This window comes from Enterobacter sp. SA197 (genome assembly GCF_054131575.1).
In genome coordinates this window covers 4116920-4133315 of sequence record NZ_CP096393.1, presented here as the reverse complement: position 1 = coordinate 4133315, position 16396 = coordinate 4116920, and the positions used below count along the sequence as shown (strand labels likewise).

Here is a 16396-nt window from a genome sequence, read left to right as displayed (position 1 = left end):
TCACGAGCAGACTTTTTTATGAATAACGACGTCATTTCACCGGAATTTGATGAAAACGGCCGCCCGCTGCGCCGTATCCGTAGCTTTGTCCGCCGCCAGGGCCGCCTGACCAAAGGTCAACAGCATGCGCTGGATAACTACTGGCCGGTGATGGGCGTTGAGTTTGCTGAGCAGCCGCTGGATTTTGCTGCCCTGTTTGGCAACACCGGGCCGGTGACGCTGGAGATTGGTTTTGGAATGGGGGCCTCACTGGTCGAGATGGCGAAAATCCGCCCTCATCAGAACTTCCTCGGTATTGAAGTCCACTCTCCGGGCGTGGGGGCTTGTCTCTCATCCGCGCATGAAGAGGGGGTCGAAAACCTGCGTGTAATGTGCCACGACGCGGTGGAAGTACTGCATAAAATGATTCCTGACAATTCACTGAACATGGTGCAGCTCTTTTTCCCTGACCCCTGGCATAAAGCGCGTCATAATAAGCGCCGTATTGTTCAGGTACCTTTTGCTGAGCTGGTGAAAAGCAAATTAAAACTGGGCGGTGTCTTCCATATGGCAACCGACTGGGAGGCCTATGCTGAACACATGCTGGAAGTGATGTCCTCAATCGATGGCTATCAGAACCAGTCTGCCACGCAAAATTACGTACCGCGCCCGGATTCGCGCCCGGTCACCAAATTTGAACAACGTGGCCATCGTCTTGGTCACGGCGTATGGGACTTAATGTTCGAGAGGGTAAAATAATGGCAACGAACCGCAGTCGTCGTCTTCGCAAGAAGATGCACATCGAAGAATTCCAGGAAATTGGTTTTTCCGTTAACTGGCGTTTCCCGGAAGGCACCACTGAAGAAGAGATCGACAACGTCGTTGATGCCTTTATTGCTGAAGCTGTGGAGTCGCAAAAACTGACTTTTGGCGGCAGCGGCTATCTGGCGTGGGAAGGTCTGATTTGTAAGCAGGAAATAGGCAAGTGCACCGCAGAGCATCAGGCGGTTGTGCGTAAGTGGCTTGAAGACCACAAACTCGAAGAGGTGAGCGTCAGCGAACTTTTCGATATTTGGTGGGACTAAGTTGTTATCAGGGTCGGCAATTGCCGGCCCGTTTTGTCTCTACAGGAGTGGAAATGATGCGCAAAACGCTACTGGCGGTGGTACTTACGGTGACGACTTTCGCTGCGAATGCGGAATACAAGTGTAGCGTTAACCCTCGTGATGACGTGGTGTTAAGTCCCCAGACCGTCCAGGTAAAGGGTGAAAATGGCAATCTCGTGCTGACGCCGGACGGCAACGTCATGTTTAACGGCAAACAATACTCGCTCAGCGCCGCGCAACGTGAGCAGGCGAAAGACTATCAGTCAGAATTGCGTACCGCACTGCCCTGGATCGATGAGGGGGCGCGCGCTCGGGTGGAAAAAGGCCGTATTGCGCTCGACAACATCATCGTCAAAGAAGTGGGTGAAAGCAGCAGTATGCGCGGCCGTCTGACGAAGCTTGATGCGCAACTTAAAGAACAGATGAACAAGATTATCGAGCGGCGCAGCGATGGCCTGACGTTCCACTACAAGGCCATTGATGAAGTACAGGCCAACGGCCAGCAGCTGGTAAACCAGGCGATGGGCGGCATTTTGCAGGACAGCATCAATGAGATGGGGGCCAAAGCGGTGCTCAAAGGCGGCGGTAACCCGCTCCAGAGCGTGCTGGGTAGCCTCGGCGGTTTGCAGACTGCCATTCAGAACGAGTGGAAAAATCAGGAAGCCGATTTCCAGCAGTTCGGTAAGGATGTCTGTAGCCGTGTCGTGTCACTGGAAGAGAGCCGTAAGGCGCTGGTTAAAGGGCTGAAATAAAGTTTTGCGCTGTCTCTTCCCCTCACCCTAACCCTCTCCCCAAAGGGGCGAGGGGACCGATCGAGGCGTGTCAGGCAGTAGTGCCGCTTTCCGCCTCTCCCCAAAAGGCGAGGGGACCGATCGAGGCGTGTCAGGCAGTAGTGCCGCTTTCCCCCTCTCCCTAAAAGGCGAGGGGGCTGCTCGAGGTGCCGTTTCCCTCTCTCTCCAGGCAGGCCCGGGCACAGAGCGAGGCGAGTGCGGCTTTTCTCCCTCTCCCTTTCAGGGAGAGGGCCGGGGTGAGGGTAACAGCGTTTGCAGCACCTCAAATATCTTCTCCAGCACGGCCTCTTCATTTCCCCTGAATTCATTATTCCAGAAACGAATGATGTGCCAGCCTTTTTGGTTCAACCAGACCGTTCGCTGAACATCATATTCGTGCCTTTCATCATGCTGACCACCATCCAGTTCAATGGCAAGTCGCGCTTCGCAGAAAGCGAAATCAAGGATGTAATGACCAACGGGGTGTTGGCGACGAAACTTGTAACGAGAAAACCGACGGCTGCGTAACAGATACCAAAGCCGTCGTTCTTCTTGTGTCAGTTCGCGCCTGAGCTGCTTTGCATGTGAGCGTATGATTTCCATCCCGCCACTCTGCCAGCTCTATCCACAGCGTGCTGAACGGGAGGCAAAAACCTGGAGCAGGCTTCAGGACTCTTCGGCGAGGAACAGCTCCAGCAGGGAGTTGAGGAACAGCTTACCGTGTTCGGTGATTTGCCAGTATTTATCGCACTCGGTGAGGTAGCCTTTTGCCAGCGCCTCATCAAGCTGCGGGCGAATCACGCTTTCGTCCAGCCCCGTGAACAGAGTGAACTCTTCACGCGGTGCGGCCTCCAGCAAACGGAAGCGGTTCATAAAGAACTCGAACGGTTTATCTGCAGCCTCTACGTCGTGCTGACGTTCCAGATAGCGCCCCTGCATATAACCGCGCGGATGGCGCGTTTTCGCCGTGCGCAATATACGTCCGTCCGGGAAGGTGACTTTGCCGTGCGCGCCGCAGCCGATGCCGAGATAGTCACCAAAGCGCCAGTAGTTAAGGTTATGCTGGCACTGGTAACCCGGTTTCGCATAGGCCGAGGTCTCGTACTGCTGATAACCGGCGGCGGTCAGCAACTGGTGACCACGCTCGAAGATATCCCATAAGGCATCGTCGTCCGGCAGCACGGGTGGGCGCGAACCAAACAGGGTGTTAGGTTCAATAGTTAACTGGTACCAGGAGAGGTGCGGCGGGTTCAGTGCAATGGCCTGGCGCAAATCATCCAGCGCTTCTTCCAGTGACTGATCCGGCAGGCCGTGCATCAAATCCAGGTTAAAACTGCGCAGACCCAGGCCCGTCGCCAGGTGTGCGGCACGCTTTGCTTCATCCGGACCGTGAATGCGCCCCAGCTTCTGCAACTTTTGTTCGCTAAAGCTTTGCACGCCGATGGAGATGCGGTTGACCCCGGCCCGCTGGTAATCGACAAAGCGGTCCGCTTCGACGGTTCCGGGGTTGGCTTCCATCGTAATTTCCGCATCCGCTGCCAGGTTCAGGCGCGCACGCACGCCGTCCAGCAGCGTCTGCATCGCCGGGCCGGAGAGCAGGCTCGGCGTACCGCCACCAATAAAGATGGTCTTTACTTCACGCCCCTGCGCGTAAGGGACATCGATATCAAGATCGGCAAGCAGATGCTGCACGTAATCGTCGTGCGGCACCTCGCCTTTAAGCGCATGGGAATTGAAATCGCAGTAGGGGCATTTCTGCACGCACCACGGAATGTGAATATAAAGACTCAGAGGTGGCAACTTAGCCATTACGTAATGCTTCCAGTAACAGTTTCAACGCCTGCCCACGGTGGGAGATGGCGCTCTTCTCTTCGCGAGTCAGCTCGGCGGCGGTTTTACCCTCCGTCGGAACATAGAAAATCGGATCGTAACCAAACCCGCCCTGGCCAGCAGGTGCGCGCGTAATCACGCCAGGCCAACTGCCGTGGCAAACCAGCGGGGTCGGGTCGTCGGCATGGCGCATATAGACCAGCACGCAGTGGAACTGAGCCTGACGTTTGTCATCCGGCACCGCCTCCAGGGTGATGAGCAGTTTTTGCAGATTGGCTTCGTCAGTGGCGTCCACACCAGAGTAACGCGCGGAGTAGATCCCCGGTGCGCCCCCCAGCGCATCAACGGCCAGCCCGGAATCATCGGCAATGGCTGGCAGGCCGGTCACCTTAGCGGCATGGCGCGCTTTTAAAATGGCGTTTTCAATAAACGTCAGCCCGGTCTCGTCGGCCGAATCCACGCCCAGTTCAGTTTGCGCGACAATATCCAGACCGAAATCACTCAGCAGCGAGGCAAGCTCGCGCACTTTACCGGCATTACCGGTGGCGAGAACAACTTTTTGCATAATGGGTCCTACTTAATCAGGGCCGTAATGGCCGAAGGAATCTGTTGCGGATGGGTAATTTTGACCTGTTTATGGCGGCCCAGTTCGCCTTTTTCAATCAGCACCTGGTTTTTAGCTACCCGAAACTGTTTCGCAAGATATTTCACCAGATGCGCATTAGCCTGCCCATCCACCGGCGGGGCGGTGATGGCGACTTTCAACTCGTCGCCATGCAGCCCAACAATCGTGTCACGGCTGGCCTTTGGCTGTATATACAGCCGCAGTACCAGCCCGTCGTCACCAGAAGTGACAGCACTCACGCCCAGCTCCAGATGTAGGCCAGCGGCACGATAGTGTTGGCCAGAAACTCCATCACGCCCATGTTGATGACATACATCAGCAGCACGAGGATCATCGGTGAGAAATCAATGCCGCCCATCGACGGCAGCAGACGACGAATCGGACGCAGCAGTGGTTCGGTCAGTTGCAGCAGCACGTACTCAACCGGGCTACGCCCCTGGCTTACCCAGCTCATGATCGCCATCGCCAGCAGTACCCAGAAAATCAGCGAGCCGACGGTTTTGAGGATGATGAGCAGCGCGGCCAGTACGATAAACACGCCGTCCATAGTGACATAGGGGTTTAAAAATACCTTAATGACGCAGAGCACCAGCGCGATCAGCAGTGATGCGCTGTCTATTGGCCCCATAGAAGGAAGCACGCGGCGCAGCGGGCCAACAATCGGCTGGGTTATCTTCACAATAAACTGCGAAAAGGGATTGTAGAAATCACAGCGCGCCCACTGCATCCAGATACGCAGCAGCAGTACCATGGTGTAAGCCTGGATGAGCAGTGAAAGGAGTGTGGACAACGTATTCATGGCGTTCCTCAGGTTTCCTTAGTTTTTTGTGTAATCGCGCGCGCCAAAAATGGCGGTTCCGATGCGCACAAGGGTGCTTCCGGCCGCAATCGCGGCTTCCATATCGTCAGACATCCCTAAAGAAAGGGTATCTACGCCAGGGTAACGTACCTTAAGCGCGTCAAATGCGACAGCCATTTGACGCGCCACGGCTAACTGACGTTCGTAATCGGTTTCCGGGGCGGGGATCGCCATTAGCCCGCGTAACCGTATGCCCGGCAGTTCCACCACCTGGGCTGCCAGCGCTTCCAGTTCCTCTGGCGTAATGCCGGATTTACTCTGCTCGTCGCTGATGTTGACCTGAATGAGCACGTTCAGCGGCGGCATCGAGGCCGGGCGCTGTTCGCTTAAACGGGTGGCAATTTTGAGCCGGTCAACGGTATGGCACCAGTCAAAATGTTCCGCCACCAGGCGGCTTTTGTTGGATTGCAGCGGGCCAATAAAGTGCCATTGCAGACCTTTCACGCCCTGTTCGCGAAAATGAAGGATTTTATCAACGCCTTCCTGCACGTAGTTCTCACCAAACGCCCGATGGCCTGCCTCAAATGCTTCTGCGACGGCGCTCGCAGGTTTGGTTTTACTGACCGCAAGCAACGTAATTTCTTCTGGATCACGGCCGCAAGCTGTTGCCGCGGCTGAGATTTTGGCCCGGACCTGTGCCAGGTTATGCGCTATATCGTTCATAGTCCCAGGATGGCTTTATGGATATGGAAAAAATCGTGGAGCTTAGTGTAAAGCATAATGTCTCGGATCTACACCTGTGCGATCGTCACGCGCCGCGCTGGCGCAGGCAGGGAAGGCTTGAGATAGCCCCCTTTGACTCTCCCGATATCAACGCCTTGCTGAGTCAGTGCTTAAGCGAGAGCCAGCAGCGCCAGTTGCTGCATGAGGGCCAGGCGGATTTTGCGCTCACTACCCAAAACCAGCAGCGGCTGCGCGCCAGCGCATTTCGCCATGAGAGGGGGCTATCTCTGGCCTTGCGACTGCTGCCGACCCGTTGCCCGACGCTGGCCGACCTCGATGCACCGCCACTGTTACCCGACCTGCTGGCGCGGGAGAATGGACTGATTCTGGTGACCGGTGCGACGGGTAGCGGCAAATCGACGACGCTCTCGGCGATGGTCAGCCATCTTAATCATCAACTCGACGGCCATATTCTGACGCTCGAGGATCCGGTGGAGTTTATTCACTCCAGCGAGCGCTGTTTGATCCAGCAGCGGGAGATTGGCCCTCACTGTATCTCTTTCGCAGCAGGTTTGCGGGCCGCGCTGCGTGAGGACCCGGATGTCATTTTGCTGGGGGAACTGCGCGACAGCGAAACCATTCGTCTGGCGCTGACGGCGGCAGAAACCGGGCACCTGGTGCTGGCAACGCTGCATACCCGGGGTGCCCATCAGGCTATAGAGCGCCTTGTGGATACCTTTCCCGCCCAGGAGAAAGACCCGGTACGCAGCCAGCTTGCCGGCAGTTTGCAGGGGGTGCTGGCACAGCGGCTGGAGGCGGACAAGCAGGGCGGTCGTGTGGCGCTGTTTGAATTACTGATTAATACTCCGGCGGTGGCGAACCTCATCCGTGAGGGAAAAACCCACCAGCTACCCGGCCTGCTGCAAACCGGGCAGCAGGCCGGTATGCAGACCTTTGCCCAGAGTCTGCAACAGCGGCAGGCCCAGGGCTGGCTTTAACGGATGTTCAGCGAATAGACGGCGGGGAGCGCACCCGCGGTGGCGAGGATCTCCAGGCGCACTTCGTGCGCGGTAACAGGCTCAGGCAAGCGGTGCCCGCAGACGGAATGGTGATTGCTGGTCACTTCTGCAAGTAACCTGTCGTCAGCCCAGAGTCGATAATGGGTGATGCAGTGCGGAGTCACTGCCTGGTGATGGCCCATCTGCACCGTTTCCATCGCGTTATCGAAATCGTTGTCCTGAATAAGCGTCAGCGCTGAGAAGGGGATAGCTTCACTCCACTGCCAGCGCAACGTCGGGTGCGGGTCATCCGCAGCAGGTACCCAGGCATTGGTTTGCTGTTCCGGGCGCAGGCGACCGTTTAGAACATTCTCCGCCCGAAAAACGGTTAATGGCTGGCTAAAAGTGAGTGCAGGCATCACCTGATGCGGGCGACGGCGCGGCAGCCAGAAATCGAACTCATCGACGCCGTAATCACCATCTGCAACCTGGCGGGTGTGTTTAGCGACGCGGGCGTTCAGGCTGTTGAACACCGTCATAATGCCGGGCAGTTGGGTATCTGTCAGCGCGATCTCCACCTTTTCGCAGGCGTCAAAGGCGAGGAAAACGTACTGGTCACGATCGCTTTGCCAGGCGAACCTAAACCTGTAGTTCTGCTCGCCATCCACGTCGAGGGTGCAGCTGTCGTACTGATAATCGGGGGTGAAGTTCCCGCTACGGGCACTACCCAGCAGAGAGAGGGTAAGCGGCTGGTGCGAAGGCGAACGCAGGCGCACACTGATTTCGCCCAGCGACTCGCCCGCTTTTACCGGCAGTAAAACCGCCATTCGCTCGCTCAGCGAATGCCAGTTGCCACTGGGCAAAAGCGAGGTGAGGGCATATTCACTGCTGGCGCTCACCGTAGCGCCTTGCGCCGGGTCATCCAGCCACTGACGGGGAATGTAACAGCCGCTGGCCTGCAACTGCTGTTGTAATAATTTTACCTGGTCGCGCTCTGCCAGCTGCGCCGGGGTGAGCTGGTGGATTTTACAGAGCGCGGCGGCGCGACCGACCACTTCACCCAGCAGGCCGCAGGTGCACATCACGCGTGCACTGCCAAAAGCGACGTGGGAGGCAGAAATGAGCCGGCCTGTCAGGAAGAGATTATCCAGAGAGCGGCTGTAGAGACTGCGCAAAGGGATGGTGTAAGTGCCTTTGCTGTGAAACTGGCGACAGCCGTCGTGGGTGCTGTAAACGCCATCGGCGGGGTGCAGGTCAATCGACCAGCCTCCGTAGGCTACGGCATCGTAGTGGTCGCGTTGTTCAATGATATCCTGCTGGCACAACAGATGCTCTCCAACGAAACGTCGGCTTTCGCGTTTACCGGGTATCATGCCGACCCATTCAATGGTCATGTTAGCGGCTTCCGGAAAGTCGCCGGAGTTTTTAATGTAGTCCCAGACACCCCAGACGATTTTCCACAACTCCCATTTGATCTCTTCGCTCGCGTGCACGGTGTCCAGGCGTCCGCCCCATTCCAGCCACCACAGATCGCAACCGTTGAGCGTGGACGTCAGACGCTTATAGCGGGGAATGGTGGTGATGTCCTGCAGGGCAAAAGAGGGTGGGACGAAATTTACCGGGCCTGAAGTCTGTTTGGTGTAGAAATAAATAGAGTGACCCAGCTTATGGCCGAAGTTATCACCGGGAGCCATTTTCTCTCCCAGCTCATCGACCTCTTCTGCTCCGTCGCGGTATTCGGCTCCCGCCAGAAAACCGAGCACGCCATCGCCCGTCGCATCGCAAAACTGGTCGGCAGCAATGGTATAAAACGTCTCATTGATGGCGTTAAATGCACTCACCTGCGTGATGGCATTTTGCGTTTTTTCCAGCGCGTAAATGGTGGTGTTAAGCAGCAGCGTCAGGCCCGGCTGGCTTCTGGCAAGATCGAGCAGCACCAGATCGAACATCACCGGGTTACCCTCTTTATTCCGCCAGAGGTTCTCCTCCAGGATCTCACCCATGATGCCGCCTTCGCGCGCCCAGCGGTTATTGTTCCCCATATGAGAGGTGGCGCCGTTAGCCCACAGGCGCACTTCGCTTGAGGCATTCCCCCCCAGAACGGGTCTGTCCTGTACGAGTATCACCTGCAACCCATCCCGTGCGGCAGCAAGGGCGGCACATAGCCCGGCCAGTCCTCCTCCCGCGACCAGCAGGTCGGCCTTTGACTGCAGTGACGGAAAGGTTCTCGTCCCGGTTTGCGGATAGATGTTCATGCCTTGTATCCTTCTTTACTGTCGGTAAAATCGACGCTTAATGTCACCTGCGAGATAAGCCTGTATGTCCTCACAACCGAACCAAAGCCTGATAGATGGAATTCGCTGCCTGCAGTACCTTGTCTCCAGCGGCCGCGCGATTGGCTGTCGCGAGCTGGCAAGACTGATGGGCATCAACACGACACGTGTGAACCGTTTGCTGATGACCATGGCTTCTATAGGGCTGACCATGCAGGATGAACAACGTCGCTACCTGCCGGGGCCGGGTATTCACGCGCTGGCAGCCCAGGCCATTCGCGGTTCTTCACTCTTTTCCCAGGCCCTGCCACTTCTGGAAACTTACGCCCCCAAAGACATCGTAGTAGCGATGGGCGTACTCTGGGAGGATCAGGTTATCTACATTTATCACTCTGAACCCGGTACTCAGGTCACTCAGGCACTGGCGGGCTTCCATATGTTGCCTGCATGGCAATCGGTTATCGGTATGGCGCTGCTCGCCGCCGAAACCGATGAGACGCTGCAAAAGCGGTTCACTGCGGAACAGTGGCAGCAACTGGCCCCGCATGTTGCCCAACAGCGGGCCGAAGGGCGCGTGGTCTGGCATCACGACGACGGCGAAGTCTCAATGGCAAAACCTCTCGGCGCACACTCCGCCGCGCTGGCGTTTGCCGGAATGTGGCAGGTCGATGCGACGGTCGTCGATGAGCGACTGAGCGAACTTCACACCCTTGCACGACGACTGACGCAACAGCCATAATTTCTTTCTTATGTTTCTTTTATAGAAACAATTAGCGGAATGCAAAAAAGTCGCCTCAAAACTGTGAGGGCGATCGAGGGAGCATGGCTGCTGTTGTGAGGAGAAGAGAAGGGCTGAAGCGTGCTCAGCCCGTTCTGTCAGAGGTGCTGTTCGAAATAGCTTTCGAGAATAATAACCGCAGAGGCAGAATCAATGCTGCCTTTGTTAAGGGCACGAAAACCGCCATGTTCGAACAGCCCCGCACGGGCTTCAACGGTGCTCAGACGCTCGTCATGCAGGGTAACCGTCACGCCGAAACGACCATGAATACGGTTGGCAAACTTACGGGCACGCGCGGTAAGCGGTTGCTCCGTGCCGTCCATGTTTAAGGGGAGCCCGACGATCACCGCTTCCGGCTGCCACTCTTTTATCAATTTTTCGATGAGATTCCAGTCCGGCGTGCCGTCCTGGGCTTTCAGCGCACTAAGCGGACGCGCAGTCCCGGTAATGCGCTGTCCGATAGCAACGCCAATACTCTTTGTTCCGAAGTCAAATGCCAGTAAGGTGCCACTCATCAGGCATGTCCTGCCACGCCGGGCATGGTCAGAATATCAATCCCGATGAGCTTCGCCGCTTCACGCCAGCGCTCGGCAATGGGCGTTTTAAACAAAATGTTCAAATCTGCCGGGGCCGTCAGCCAGGCATTATCGAGAATTTCCTGCTCAAGCTGACCCTTCTCCCAGGAAGAATAACCGAGAGCGACCAGCACCTCTTTTGGCTGACTGGCGGTGCCCATCGTCTCCAGTACATCACGGGATGTGGTGATGATGGTGTTATCAGACACGCGGATGCTGGAGGAGAAGTTGTTCGGCGGCGTGTGCAGTATAAAGCCGCGGTCTTCCGCCAGCGGCCCACCTAACAGCACGGGTTTATCCAGACGGATCGCCGGATCGCGCTCCTCCGGGTGAATTTTTAGTTTGTCCAGAACCCCTTCAACTTTCAGGTTTTCCAGAGGTTTATTGATGATAAGCCCCATTGCTCCATCGTCGTTGTATTCGCAGATGTAAACCACGGAACGGCGAAACAGCGGATCCTGGAGAGCAGGCATGGCAATCAGAAAGTGATGCTGTAAATTCATTGTCAGAGGTTCTGTTTCCTGGTTCAAAAAAGCGGCAGTCCAGTATGCGGGGAAAGCAACACGCTGTCACTGCCAGACTTAAGGGGATGCGATATACCCGTCCTACTTCACGTTGCCGGTGCGTTGGCCCGCCTTGCTCACCTCAGCCGCTTACCAGAGTACGCGGCTGAGAGTTTAAGGGCCTCACCACGGCAGCCTCTGGCGGTTCAAATTCGTATCTGACGAAGTTGTCACTGCCTTACCGCCTGCCAGCAAGACGAATTATTCAGGGTATAGCTTAGCGTGTTATGCACCTAATCATTATTTGGCCAGACGCGCTTCAATGGCATCCATCAACATACCGGTGATGGAGACAGGGAACTCCGCTTCGATTTCACGAATGCAGGTTGGACTGGTGACGTTAATCTCCGTCAGACGGTCGCCAATGATATCCAGACCCACGAAAATCAGCCCTTTGGCTTTAAGCGTCGGTGCAACACGGCGGGCAATTGCCCAGTCGCTCTCGGTCAAGGGGCGCGGCTCACCGCGGCCACCGGCTGCCAGATTGCCACGTGTTTCGCCGCCCTGTGGGATGCGCGCCAGGCAGTACGGTACTGGCTCACCATCGACCACTAACACGCGTTTGTCGCCGTCTTTGATGGCTGGCAGGTAGTTTTGCGCCATACAGTAACGGGTGCCGAGTTCGGTCAGGGTTTCAGCGATCACGCCGAGGTTAGGATCGCCCTCTTTCACGCGGAAGATAGAGGTACCGCCCATACCATCCAGCGGTTTGAGGATGATATCGGTATGTTTTTGCCAGAAAGCCTTAAGCTGCGCTTTATTTCGCGTGACCAGGGTTTCAGGCGTCAGCTCAGGGAACCAGGCGGTGAAGAGTTTTTCGTTACAGTCGCGCAGGCTCTGCGGTTTGTTAACGATCAGCGTGCCTTTCTCTTCGGCGCGCTCAAGGATGTAAGTCGCGTAGATAAATTCGGTATCAAACGGCGGGTCTTTGCGCATCAGCACGACATCCAGCGAGGCGAGCTCAATCTCCTGCTCGCTACTAAAGTCGTACCATTTGTCGTAATTTTGCTCGACGCTAAGCAGACGGGTACGGGCACGGGCTTCACCATTGATAAGGTAAAGATCTGCCATTTCCATGTAGTGCAGTTCATAGCCGCGACGCTGCGCTTCGAGCAGCATGGCAAAGCTGGAGTCTTTTTTGATATTAATCTGCGCGATGGGGTCCATCACGATGCCGAGCTTAATCATTATGCTTCTCCGTTTAACCTAAATCGCCAAAACGTACCTGCAGGGCGGTGATGGCGGTCAGGGCCGTTGTCTCAGTGCGCAATACGCGGGGTCCCAACAGAATATCAGTAAACTGGTAACGTGCGGTCATGGCAATCTCATCGGCGGTCAGACCGCCTTCCGGGCCAATCAACAAGCGTACACGCTCAACCGGTAACGGCAGCGTATTAATGCTCTGGCTGGCGCGAGGATGAAGGTTAAGCTTAAGGCCGTTTTCCTCTTCTGCACACCAGGCTTCGAGATCCATTGCCGGGCGAATTTCCGGCACCCGGTTACGACCACACTGTTCACAGGCGGCAATGGCAATTTTCTGCCACTGCCCGAGCTTCTTATTCAGGCGCTCGGCATCCAGTTTAACGCCACATCGCTCGGAAAAAAGTGGCGTAATGAGGCTTACACCCAGTTCGATCGATTTCTGGATAGTGAATTCCATTTTTTCACCCCTGGACATGACCTGCCCCAGGTGAATATGCAGCGGCGATTCCCGATCGTCGACTTCACCGTGACTGATTTTAACGATAACGTTTTTTTTTATCGGCACGGAGGATTTGTGCGTCAAACACCTGGTTTGAGCCATCAAACAGCTGGAGAGACTGCCCCTGAACCATGCGCAGGACGCGGCCCACGTGGTTTGCGGCGTCGTCGTCAAGGGCGATTTCAGCGCCTGTCTGAACAGGTTCAGGGTGATAGATGCGGGGAATACGCATAGTTCAGTGTTCCGTATGAAATGGGGTGTGCTTTCTTCTCACCCGTAGCGCGACCGTGCCCCCCGCCTTCAGGGGGAGGGCGGCACCAGATTAACAATTGCCGCTAGTGTAGGTTAGCTCTTTCGCGCCATGCAAGCGCGCTGCACGTACGGGTTGTGGTTGCCCTGGACGTTGGCAATGCGCGCATCACGGGTGCACTCCCAGTCGGTCACCGGGTAGAGTTTATCCCAGGCGGTAAAGAGCTGGGCCTGCTGACGAGAGAGCGTGAGCTGATACTGATCGCGCATATAGAAGTAGATGCGGGCAATTGCACCACGAGCGCGGGCAGGCGGTTCGGCCAGTTTAGCCTTGAAGTCGACCTTCATTTCGCAGCGACCATATTGCCCTTCACCGCCGTTCCACTGGCTGTACATAAAGTTGCCGCGATCGGCATTCACTTCACCCACCGCCGGTTGCAGGTTGTGCATATCGCTTTCTATTTTGCGATAGACCGGATCTTTGGCGCAGTTCTTACGCCCACCGTCCTGCCAGCACTGGCGCTGATGACCAAACTGCCAGGCGGGAACCACATGCTCCCACTCAATACGGCTGGCGCGGTTTTCATTTTTACGCACCTGATAGCCGCAGGAGGCCAGGTCAACGACCCCTTTTTTGCCCTGCCAGTTGATTTTACAGCCGCAGTAAAAATCGCCGGGTACGTCTGCATTCACTTTAACGCCCGCCGCTTTGGCCTGAGAAAAGCTGTTAATACCCTCGGCAAAGGCTGGCACGGCCACAAGAACCCACAATAAAGAGAAGATGATACGGAACATGGTGCACTCCCTGTCAAATGAAGTGCGCAACGTAGCGGAAGCGGTTCCGGGATGCAATCAGTTGGTGCACAAAACGTTCTTAATGGTTCTTGTAATTAGCACTCCGGCACCAGGGTTTCACCGCAGTGCACGCAGCGATAAGTCGTTTCACCACGGACCACACGGTTATGTCGGCGGACGGTTAACTGGTGCTGTTGGCATTTGCACTTATACGGGAACGTATTGCGCTGAACGGACTCAAGCTCGAACTGATGCGTGCGCCTGGCGGGCACGCCGAGCACGCTCTCCATCATCCATTTCCACGCTTTACCGTGGGGCGGGACACGACCAAAATGCTTCCACACCAGCAGATGCGCCAGCTCATGCGGCACGACTTCATCGATAAATGCCTGCTCGTTTTCCAGCAAAAGCACCGGATTAAGGCGAATTTCCCAGCTATTGAGCCAGGCGGTACCCGCCGCCGTGCCGCGTTGTTGGTAAAGCAGCTTCGGTTCAGGATAGTTGCGTTCCAGCTTATGGTTTGCGAGGGCGAGTTTTTCCCGCAGGCTACGCATAACGGCCTGCTGAGTGGCGATGGGGAGACGGGTGGTTTTCATACCGGCAGAGGATAGGGGGCCGAGCAGGGGAGTGCAAGAGAAAGCCTCACCGGGTTGGGTGAGGCTTTTTAAGATTCATCGCGTTTTAGCATGGACCAATAGGAACGGCAGTCAGTAGGGCAAGATCATGAATTAAAATTTTTTTTTCTCTGCGAAATCCAGGCGCGATGCAGGCTGCGAGCAGATCCTCTATGTAACATGCGCTTAGCAATGCCCTGAAACTAATTTCACTGGGAAATTTGCCTAAAAGGTATTATACAATTTACCTTGATTGTCTTTAACGGCGAGAAGGTAATGTGCTTTTTCTTTTTAGTTTTTTTAGGGATGTTTTTTATAATGTACCATTGCATTGATGATCATAAAATATTTTTTAATATTAAATGACTTCGGGAGTGGCGTTATCTTATTAGATTTAATGTTAGTTTTAACTTGCCTAAGAACAACACAATTTCAGTTGAGAAATCACTTACCATACTGCAGTCATAATACCGGTGCCGGTTATAATACAGCCCTGTTTCCTCATCACACTGCTGTCCCGCTTCGCCAGCGCCAGCGGCAGACCGTGAGGGCCAGAATGATTTCCTTTGGGACCCATACGTCAGTTCCAATTGTCCCTCCATCTGCTCCGGCACTAATCTGAACCTGACAAGCCACTGGTTATTATCGAAACACTATCTATTTGTGTATGTAAAAACCGCAAAGTTTACAAAGGGTATATGCTCTGGATATAGTTCAGAGGCAGGCTCTATAAAAAAATCGGCATCTTTTTTCAGAGAGAAAAGATTAGTAGGAATGTTCATTTTAGGTGATAAGGAATCAATCCCAAATATTGAGAAATAACCATTTCCATCAGCGATATCATAACCAGCAAACTCCCATCCTCTGTTCAGTAGATAGACTGGAGATCCAGGAGATTCTATCATATCGTGAAAAAGTACTTCTTCCATTTTCTTTAACCCTTCGGATGAAACAGCAATAGCTACAGCTATTGAATTTTTATCGACTACTCTTTCTATTTCATCCTCTCTACAATCCAGGAGTTGAAGTAAATTTTCTTTACAGCCCAGATTGTATAGTTTATTTATAACATCTTCTGCTTGTGGCCAAACAAGAATATCTACACTTCTTATTCTATCTGTATTCAGGCGAACATCAAAGCCTAGCAATATGTAGTTAGTTAATTCATCCATCTTTACACCTTATACCCATAGGCTATACAGGGTTGAATTCCTGGCGGTTGAGAGTTTAAAGTATGCTCATCTTTTTTTCTTTTATTCCAGTTACATTCACAGTTTTTGGGATTCTGATTCATCTTATAGGTGTGAAAATGTGGTTTTTTACCTTTATGATCATGCTCAGTATGAATTGAGCCGACACAAATAGTTCCTGTAGGGGGAATACATGGTGGACATGTTTTTTTCTCCTCACATTTCGTTAGGCTTTCTGTATTTGTTTTGGACTGCTCCGAATCCCCAGATGTAGCTAAAACAGCACCACCTGCTGCCGCACTTCCCCAGAATAACCAGTTAATTCCTTCAAGTATGGCTGGAATAGCAAAAGCCCACAACCCCAGCGGATCCACCCCCATAACCGGGTCCAGCGGATACGTGTACAAATTCCATCCCCCCCGCCAGCCCAATCGGATCCTGCGTGATATACCGCCTCTGATGGGGGTCGTAATAACGGTGTCGGTTGTAATGCAGGCCGGTTTCTTCGTCATACTGCTGGCCCGGCAGGCGCAGGTGTTGTACCAGATGATGCGGGTTATTTTCACTGAGCACCTTCCCCCAGGCGTCATAGTCCGCTGACCAGTCTGTTTTTTCCTCACCGTTGATGAGCGCCAGCGGCAGCCCGCGGTGGTCGCAGTGGTACAGGTGGACAGTGCGCTGCGGGGTGTGCACCGGTTCGAGCTGGTTCTGCATCCGCTCTGCCGTCAGACCACACTGTGCCAGCCACTGCTGACTCTGTTCGCTGAGGTTGCCGCTTCGCAGTTCGCCTTCCAGCCGCAACATCTGCGTCTAACGTATATTTCCTC

General features: G+C 54.7%; 18 protein-coding genes and 2 pseudogenes. 5 read left to right on the top strand and 15 right to left on the bottom strand.

What is annotated here, in order from left to right:
• The first annotated feature begins 18 nt into the window (after window positions 1–18).
• Genes trmB through M1D91_RS19355 form a run of 3 tightly spaced genes read left to right on the top strand, consistent with a single transcriptional unit; the run spans window position 19 to window position 1837 of the window.
• Window positions 19–738: a tRNA (guanosine(46)-N7)-methyltransferase TrmB gene (gene trmB / locus M1D91_RS19365; protein WP_437433557.1), complete on the top strand. Its 720-nt coding sequence runs from the start codon at window positions 19–21 to the stop codon at window positions 736–738.
• Window positions 738–1064, top strand: a complete 327-nt coding sequence (locus M1D91_RS19360) for a YggL family protein (RefSeq protein ID WP_437433556.1) — start codon at window positions 738–740, stop codon at window positions 1062–1064. Before trmB ends, M1D91_RS19360 begins: the two co-directional genes overlap by 1 nt.
• A 53-nt stretch (window positions 1065–1117) precedes the next feature.
• Window positions 1118–1837, top strand: a complete 720-nt coding sequence (locus tag M1D91_RS19355; protein WP_437433555.1) for a YggN family protein — start codon at window positions 1118–1120, stop codon at window positions 1835–1837.
• Between the two features lie 258 nt (window positions 1838–2095).
• Here the strand turns inward: M1D91_RS19355 and M1D91_RS19350 are convergent, their stop codons facing one another.
• The 6 genes from M1D91_RS19350 to M1D91_RS19325 form a co-directional block, all read right to left on the bottom strand.
• The gene (locus tag M1D91_RS19350; protein ID WP_437433554.1) at window positions 2096–2458 is read right to left on the bottom strand and encodes a DUF559 domain-containing protein; all 363 of its coding nucleotides are present in this window, start codon (window positions 2456–2458) and stop codon (window positions 2096–2098) included.
• Between the two features lie 63 nt (window positions 2459–2521).
• Entirely contained in the window at window positions 2522–3664 is a 1143-nt protein-coding gene (hemW, locus tag M1D91_RS19345; RefSeq protein WP_437433553.1) for a radical SAM family heme chaperone HemW, read from the bottom strand.
• The gene (locus M1D91_RS19340; RefSeq protein ID WP_437433552.1) at window positions 3657–4250 is read right to left on the bottom strand and encodes an XTP/dITP diphosphatase; all 594 of its coding nucleotides are present in this window, start codon (window positions 4248–4250) and stop codon (window positions 3657–3659) included. The genes hemW and M1D91_RS19340 overlap by 8 nt, the downstream gene beginning before the upstream one ends.
• An 8-nt stretch (window positions 4251–4258) precedes the next feature.
• Complete coding sequence (gene yggU / locus M1D91_RS19335; RefSeq protein WP_437433551.1) at window positions 4259–4549, bottom strand: DUF167 family protein YggU; 291 nt, start codon at window positions 4547–4549, stop codon at window positions 4259–4261.
• Window positions 4546–5109: a YggT family protein gene (locus tag M1D91_RS19330; protein ID WP_437433550.1), complete on the bottom strand. Its 564-nt coding sequence runs from the start codon at window positions 5107–5109 to the stop codon at window positions 4546–4548. The genes yggU and M1D91_RS19330 overlap by 4 nt, the downstream gene beginning before the upstream one ends.
• Before the next feature lie 18 nt (window positions 5110–5127).
• The gene (locus M1D91_RS19325) at window positions 5128–5832 is read right to left on the bottom strand and encodes a YggS family pyridoxal phosphate-dependent enzyme (protein ID WP_437433549.1); all 705 of its coding nucleotides are present in this window, start codon (window positions 5830–5832) and stop codon (window positions 5128–5130) included.
• 17 nt (window positions 5833–5849) lie between these two features.
• Between M1D91_RS19325 and M1D91_RS19320 the strand changes: the two genes are divergently transcribed.
• On the top strand, window positions 5850–6830 hold the full coding sequence (locus M1D91_RS19320; protein WP_437433548.1) for a type IV pilus twitching motility protein PilT: 981 nt from the start codon (window positions 5850–5852) through the stop codon (window positions 6828–6830).
• Here the strand turns inward: M1D91_RS19320 and M1D91_RS19315 are convergent.
• On the bottom strand, window positions 6827–9085 hold the full coding sequence (locus M1D91_RS19315; protein WP_437433547.1) for an FAD-dependent oxidoreductase: 2259 nt from the start codon (window positions 9083–9085) through the stop codon (window positions 6827–6829). The genes M1D91_RS19320 and M1D91_RS19315 overlap by 4 nt on opposite strands.
• A gap of 64 nt (window positions 9086–9149) precedes the next feature.
• Between M1D91_RS19315 and M1D91_RS19310 the strand changes: the two genes are divergently transcribed.
• The gene (locus tag M1D91_RS19310) at window positions 9150–9842 is read left to right on the top strand and encodes an IclR family transcriptional regulator domain-containing protein (protein WP_437433546.1); all 693 of its coding nucleotides are present in this window, start codon (window positions 9150–9152) and stop codon (window positions 9840–9842) included.
• Window positions 9843–9979: 137 nt separating this feature from the next.
• Here M1D91_RS19310 and ruvX read toward each other — a convergent pair whose 3' ends face one another.
• From ruvX to M1D91_RS19270, 8 genes and pseudogenes are all read right to left on the bottom strand, one after another.
• Window positions 9980–10396: a Holliday junction resolvase RuvX gene (gene ruvX, locus M1D91_RS19305; protein WP_437433545.1), complete on the bottom strand. Its 417-nt coding sequence runs from the start codon at window positions 10394–10396 to the stop codon at window positions 9980–9982.
• Complete coding sequence (locus tag M1D91_RS19300) at window positions 10396–10959, bottom strand: YqgE/AlgH family protein (RefSeq protein WP_437433544.1); 564 nt, start codon at window positions 10957–10959, stop codon at window positions 10396–10398. The genes ruvX and M1D91_RS19300 overlap by 1 nt, the downstream gene beginning before the upstream one ends.
• Window positions 10960–11259: 300 nt before the next feature.
• Window positions 11260–12207 (bottom strand): glutathione synthase, encoded by a 948-nt coding sequence (gene gshB / locus M1D91_RS19295; protein ID WP_437433543.1) that lies wholly within the window; start codon window positions 12205–12207, stop codon window positions 11260–11262.
• Between the two features lie 13 nt (window positions 12208–12220).
• Window positions 12221–12953 (bottom strand): annotated as a pseudogene (rsmE, locus tag M1D91_RS19290) (16S rRNA (uracil(1498)-N(3))-methyltransferase).
• Between the two features lie 113 nt (window positions 12954–13066).
• Window positions 13067–13765, bottom strand: coding sequence for a deoxyribonuclease I (gene endA, locus M1D91_RS19285; protein ID WP_437433541.1), 699 nt, complete (start codon window positions 13763–13765; stop codon window positions 13067–13069).
• 95 nt (window positions 13766–13860) lie between these two features.
• Complete coding sequence (locus M1D91_RS19280; RefSeq protein ID WP_437433540.1) at window positions 13861–14361, bottom strand: SprT family zinc-dependent metalloprotease; 501 nt, start codon at window positions 14359–14361, stop codon at window positions 13861–13863.
• Between the two features lie 671 nt (window positions 14362–15032).
• Entirely contained in the window at window positions 15033–15551 is a 519-nt protein-coding gene (locus tag M1D91_RS19275; protein ID WP_437433539.1) for a hypothetical protein, read from the bottom strand.
• A 2-nt stretch (window positions 15552–15553) separates the two neighbouring features.
• Window positions 15554–16376: pseudogene (locus tag M1D91_RS19270) on the bottom strand (RHS repeat-associated core domain-containing protein); the annotation flags it as partial.
• Window positions 16377–16396: the final 20 nt, after the last annotated feature.

Excerpts from the sequence above, each read along its gene's own strand:
- trmB (WP_437433557.1), top strand. The coding sequence starts at position 19 with ATGAATAACGACGTCATTTCACCGGAATTTGATGAAAACGGCCGCCCG.
- M1D91_RS19360 (WP_437433556.1), top strand. The coding sequence starts at position 738 with ATGGCAACGAACCGCAGTCGTCGTCTTCGCAAGAAGATGCACATCGAA.
- M1D91_RS19355 (WP_437433555.1), top strand. The coding sequence starts at position 1,118 with ATGATGCGCAAAACGCTACTGGCGGTGGTACTTACGGTGACGACTTTC.
- M1D91_RS19350 (WP_437433554.1), bottom strand. The coding sequence starts at position 2,458 with ATGGAAATCATACGCTCACATGCAAAGCAGCTCAGGCGCGAACTGACA.
- hemW (WP_437433553.1), bottom strand. The coding sequence starts at position 3,664 with ATGGCTAAGTTGCCACCTCTGAGTCTTTATATTCACATTCCGTGGTGC.
- M1D91_RS19340 (WP_437433552.1), bottom strand. The coding sequence starts at position 4,250 with ATGCAAAAAGTTGTTCTCGCCACCGGTAATGCCGGTAAAGTGCGCGAG.
- M1D91_RS19330 (WP_437433550.1), bottom strand. The coding sequence starts at position 5,109 with ATGAATACGTTGTCCACACTCCTTTCACTGCTCATCCAGGCTTACACC.
- M1D91_RS19325 (WP_437433549.1), bottom strand. The coding sequence starts at position 5,832 with ATGAACGATATAGCGCATAACCTGGCACAGGTCCGGGCCAAAATCTCA.
- M1D91_RS19320 (WP_437433548.1), top strand. The coding sequence starts at position 5,850 with ATGGATATGGAAAAAATCGTGGAGCTTAGTGTAAAGCATAATGTCTCG.
- M1D91_RS19315 (WP_437433547.1), bottom strand. The coding sequence starts at position 9,085 with ATGAACATCTATCCGCAAACCGGGACGAGAACCTTTCCGTCACTGCAG.
- M1D91_RS19310 (WP_437433546.1), top strand. The coding sequence starts at position 9,150 with ATGTCCTCACAACCGAACCAAAGCCTGATAGATGGAATTCGCTGCCTG.
- ruvX (WP_437433545.1), bottom strand. The coding sequence starts at position 10,396 with ATGAGTGGCACCTTACTGGCATTTGACTTCGGAACAAAGAGTATTGGC.
- M1D91_RS19300 (WP_437433544.1), bottom strand. The coding sequence starts at position 10,959 with ATGAATTTACAGCATCACTTTCTGATTGCCATGCCTGCTCTCCAGGAT.
- gshB (WP_437433543.1), bottom strand. The coding sequence starts at position 12,207 with ATGATTAAGCTCGGCATCGTGATGGACCCCATCGCGCAGATTAATATC.
- endA (WP_437433541.1), bottom strand. The coding sequence starts at position 13,765 with ATGTTCCGTATCATCTTCTCTTTATTGTGGGTTCTTGTGGCCGTGCCA.
- M1D91_RS19280 (WP_437433540.1), bottom strand. The coding sequence starts at position 14,361 with ATGAAAACCACCCGTCTCCCCATCGCCACTCAGCAGGCCGTTATGCGT.
- M1D91_RS19275 (WP_437433539.1), bottom strand. The coding sequence starts at position 15,551 with ATGGATGAATTAACTAACTACATATTGCTAGGCTTTGATGTTCGCCTG.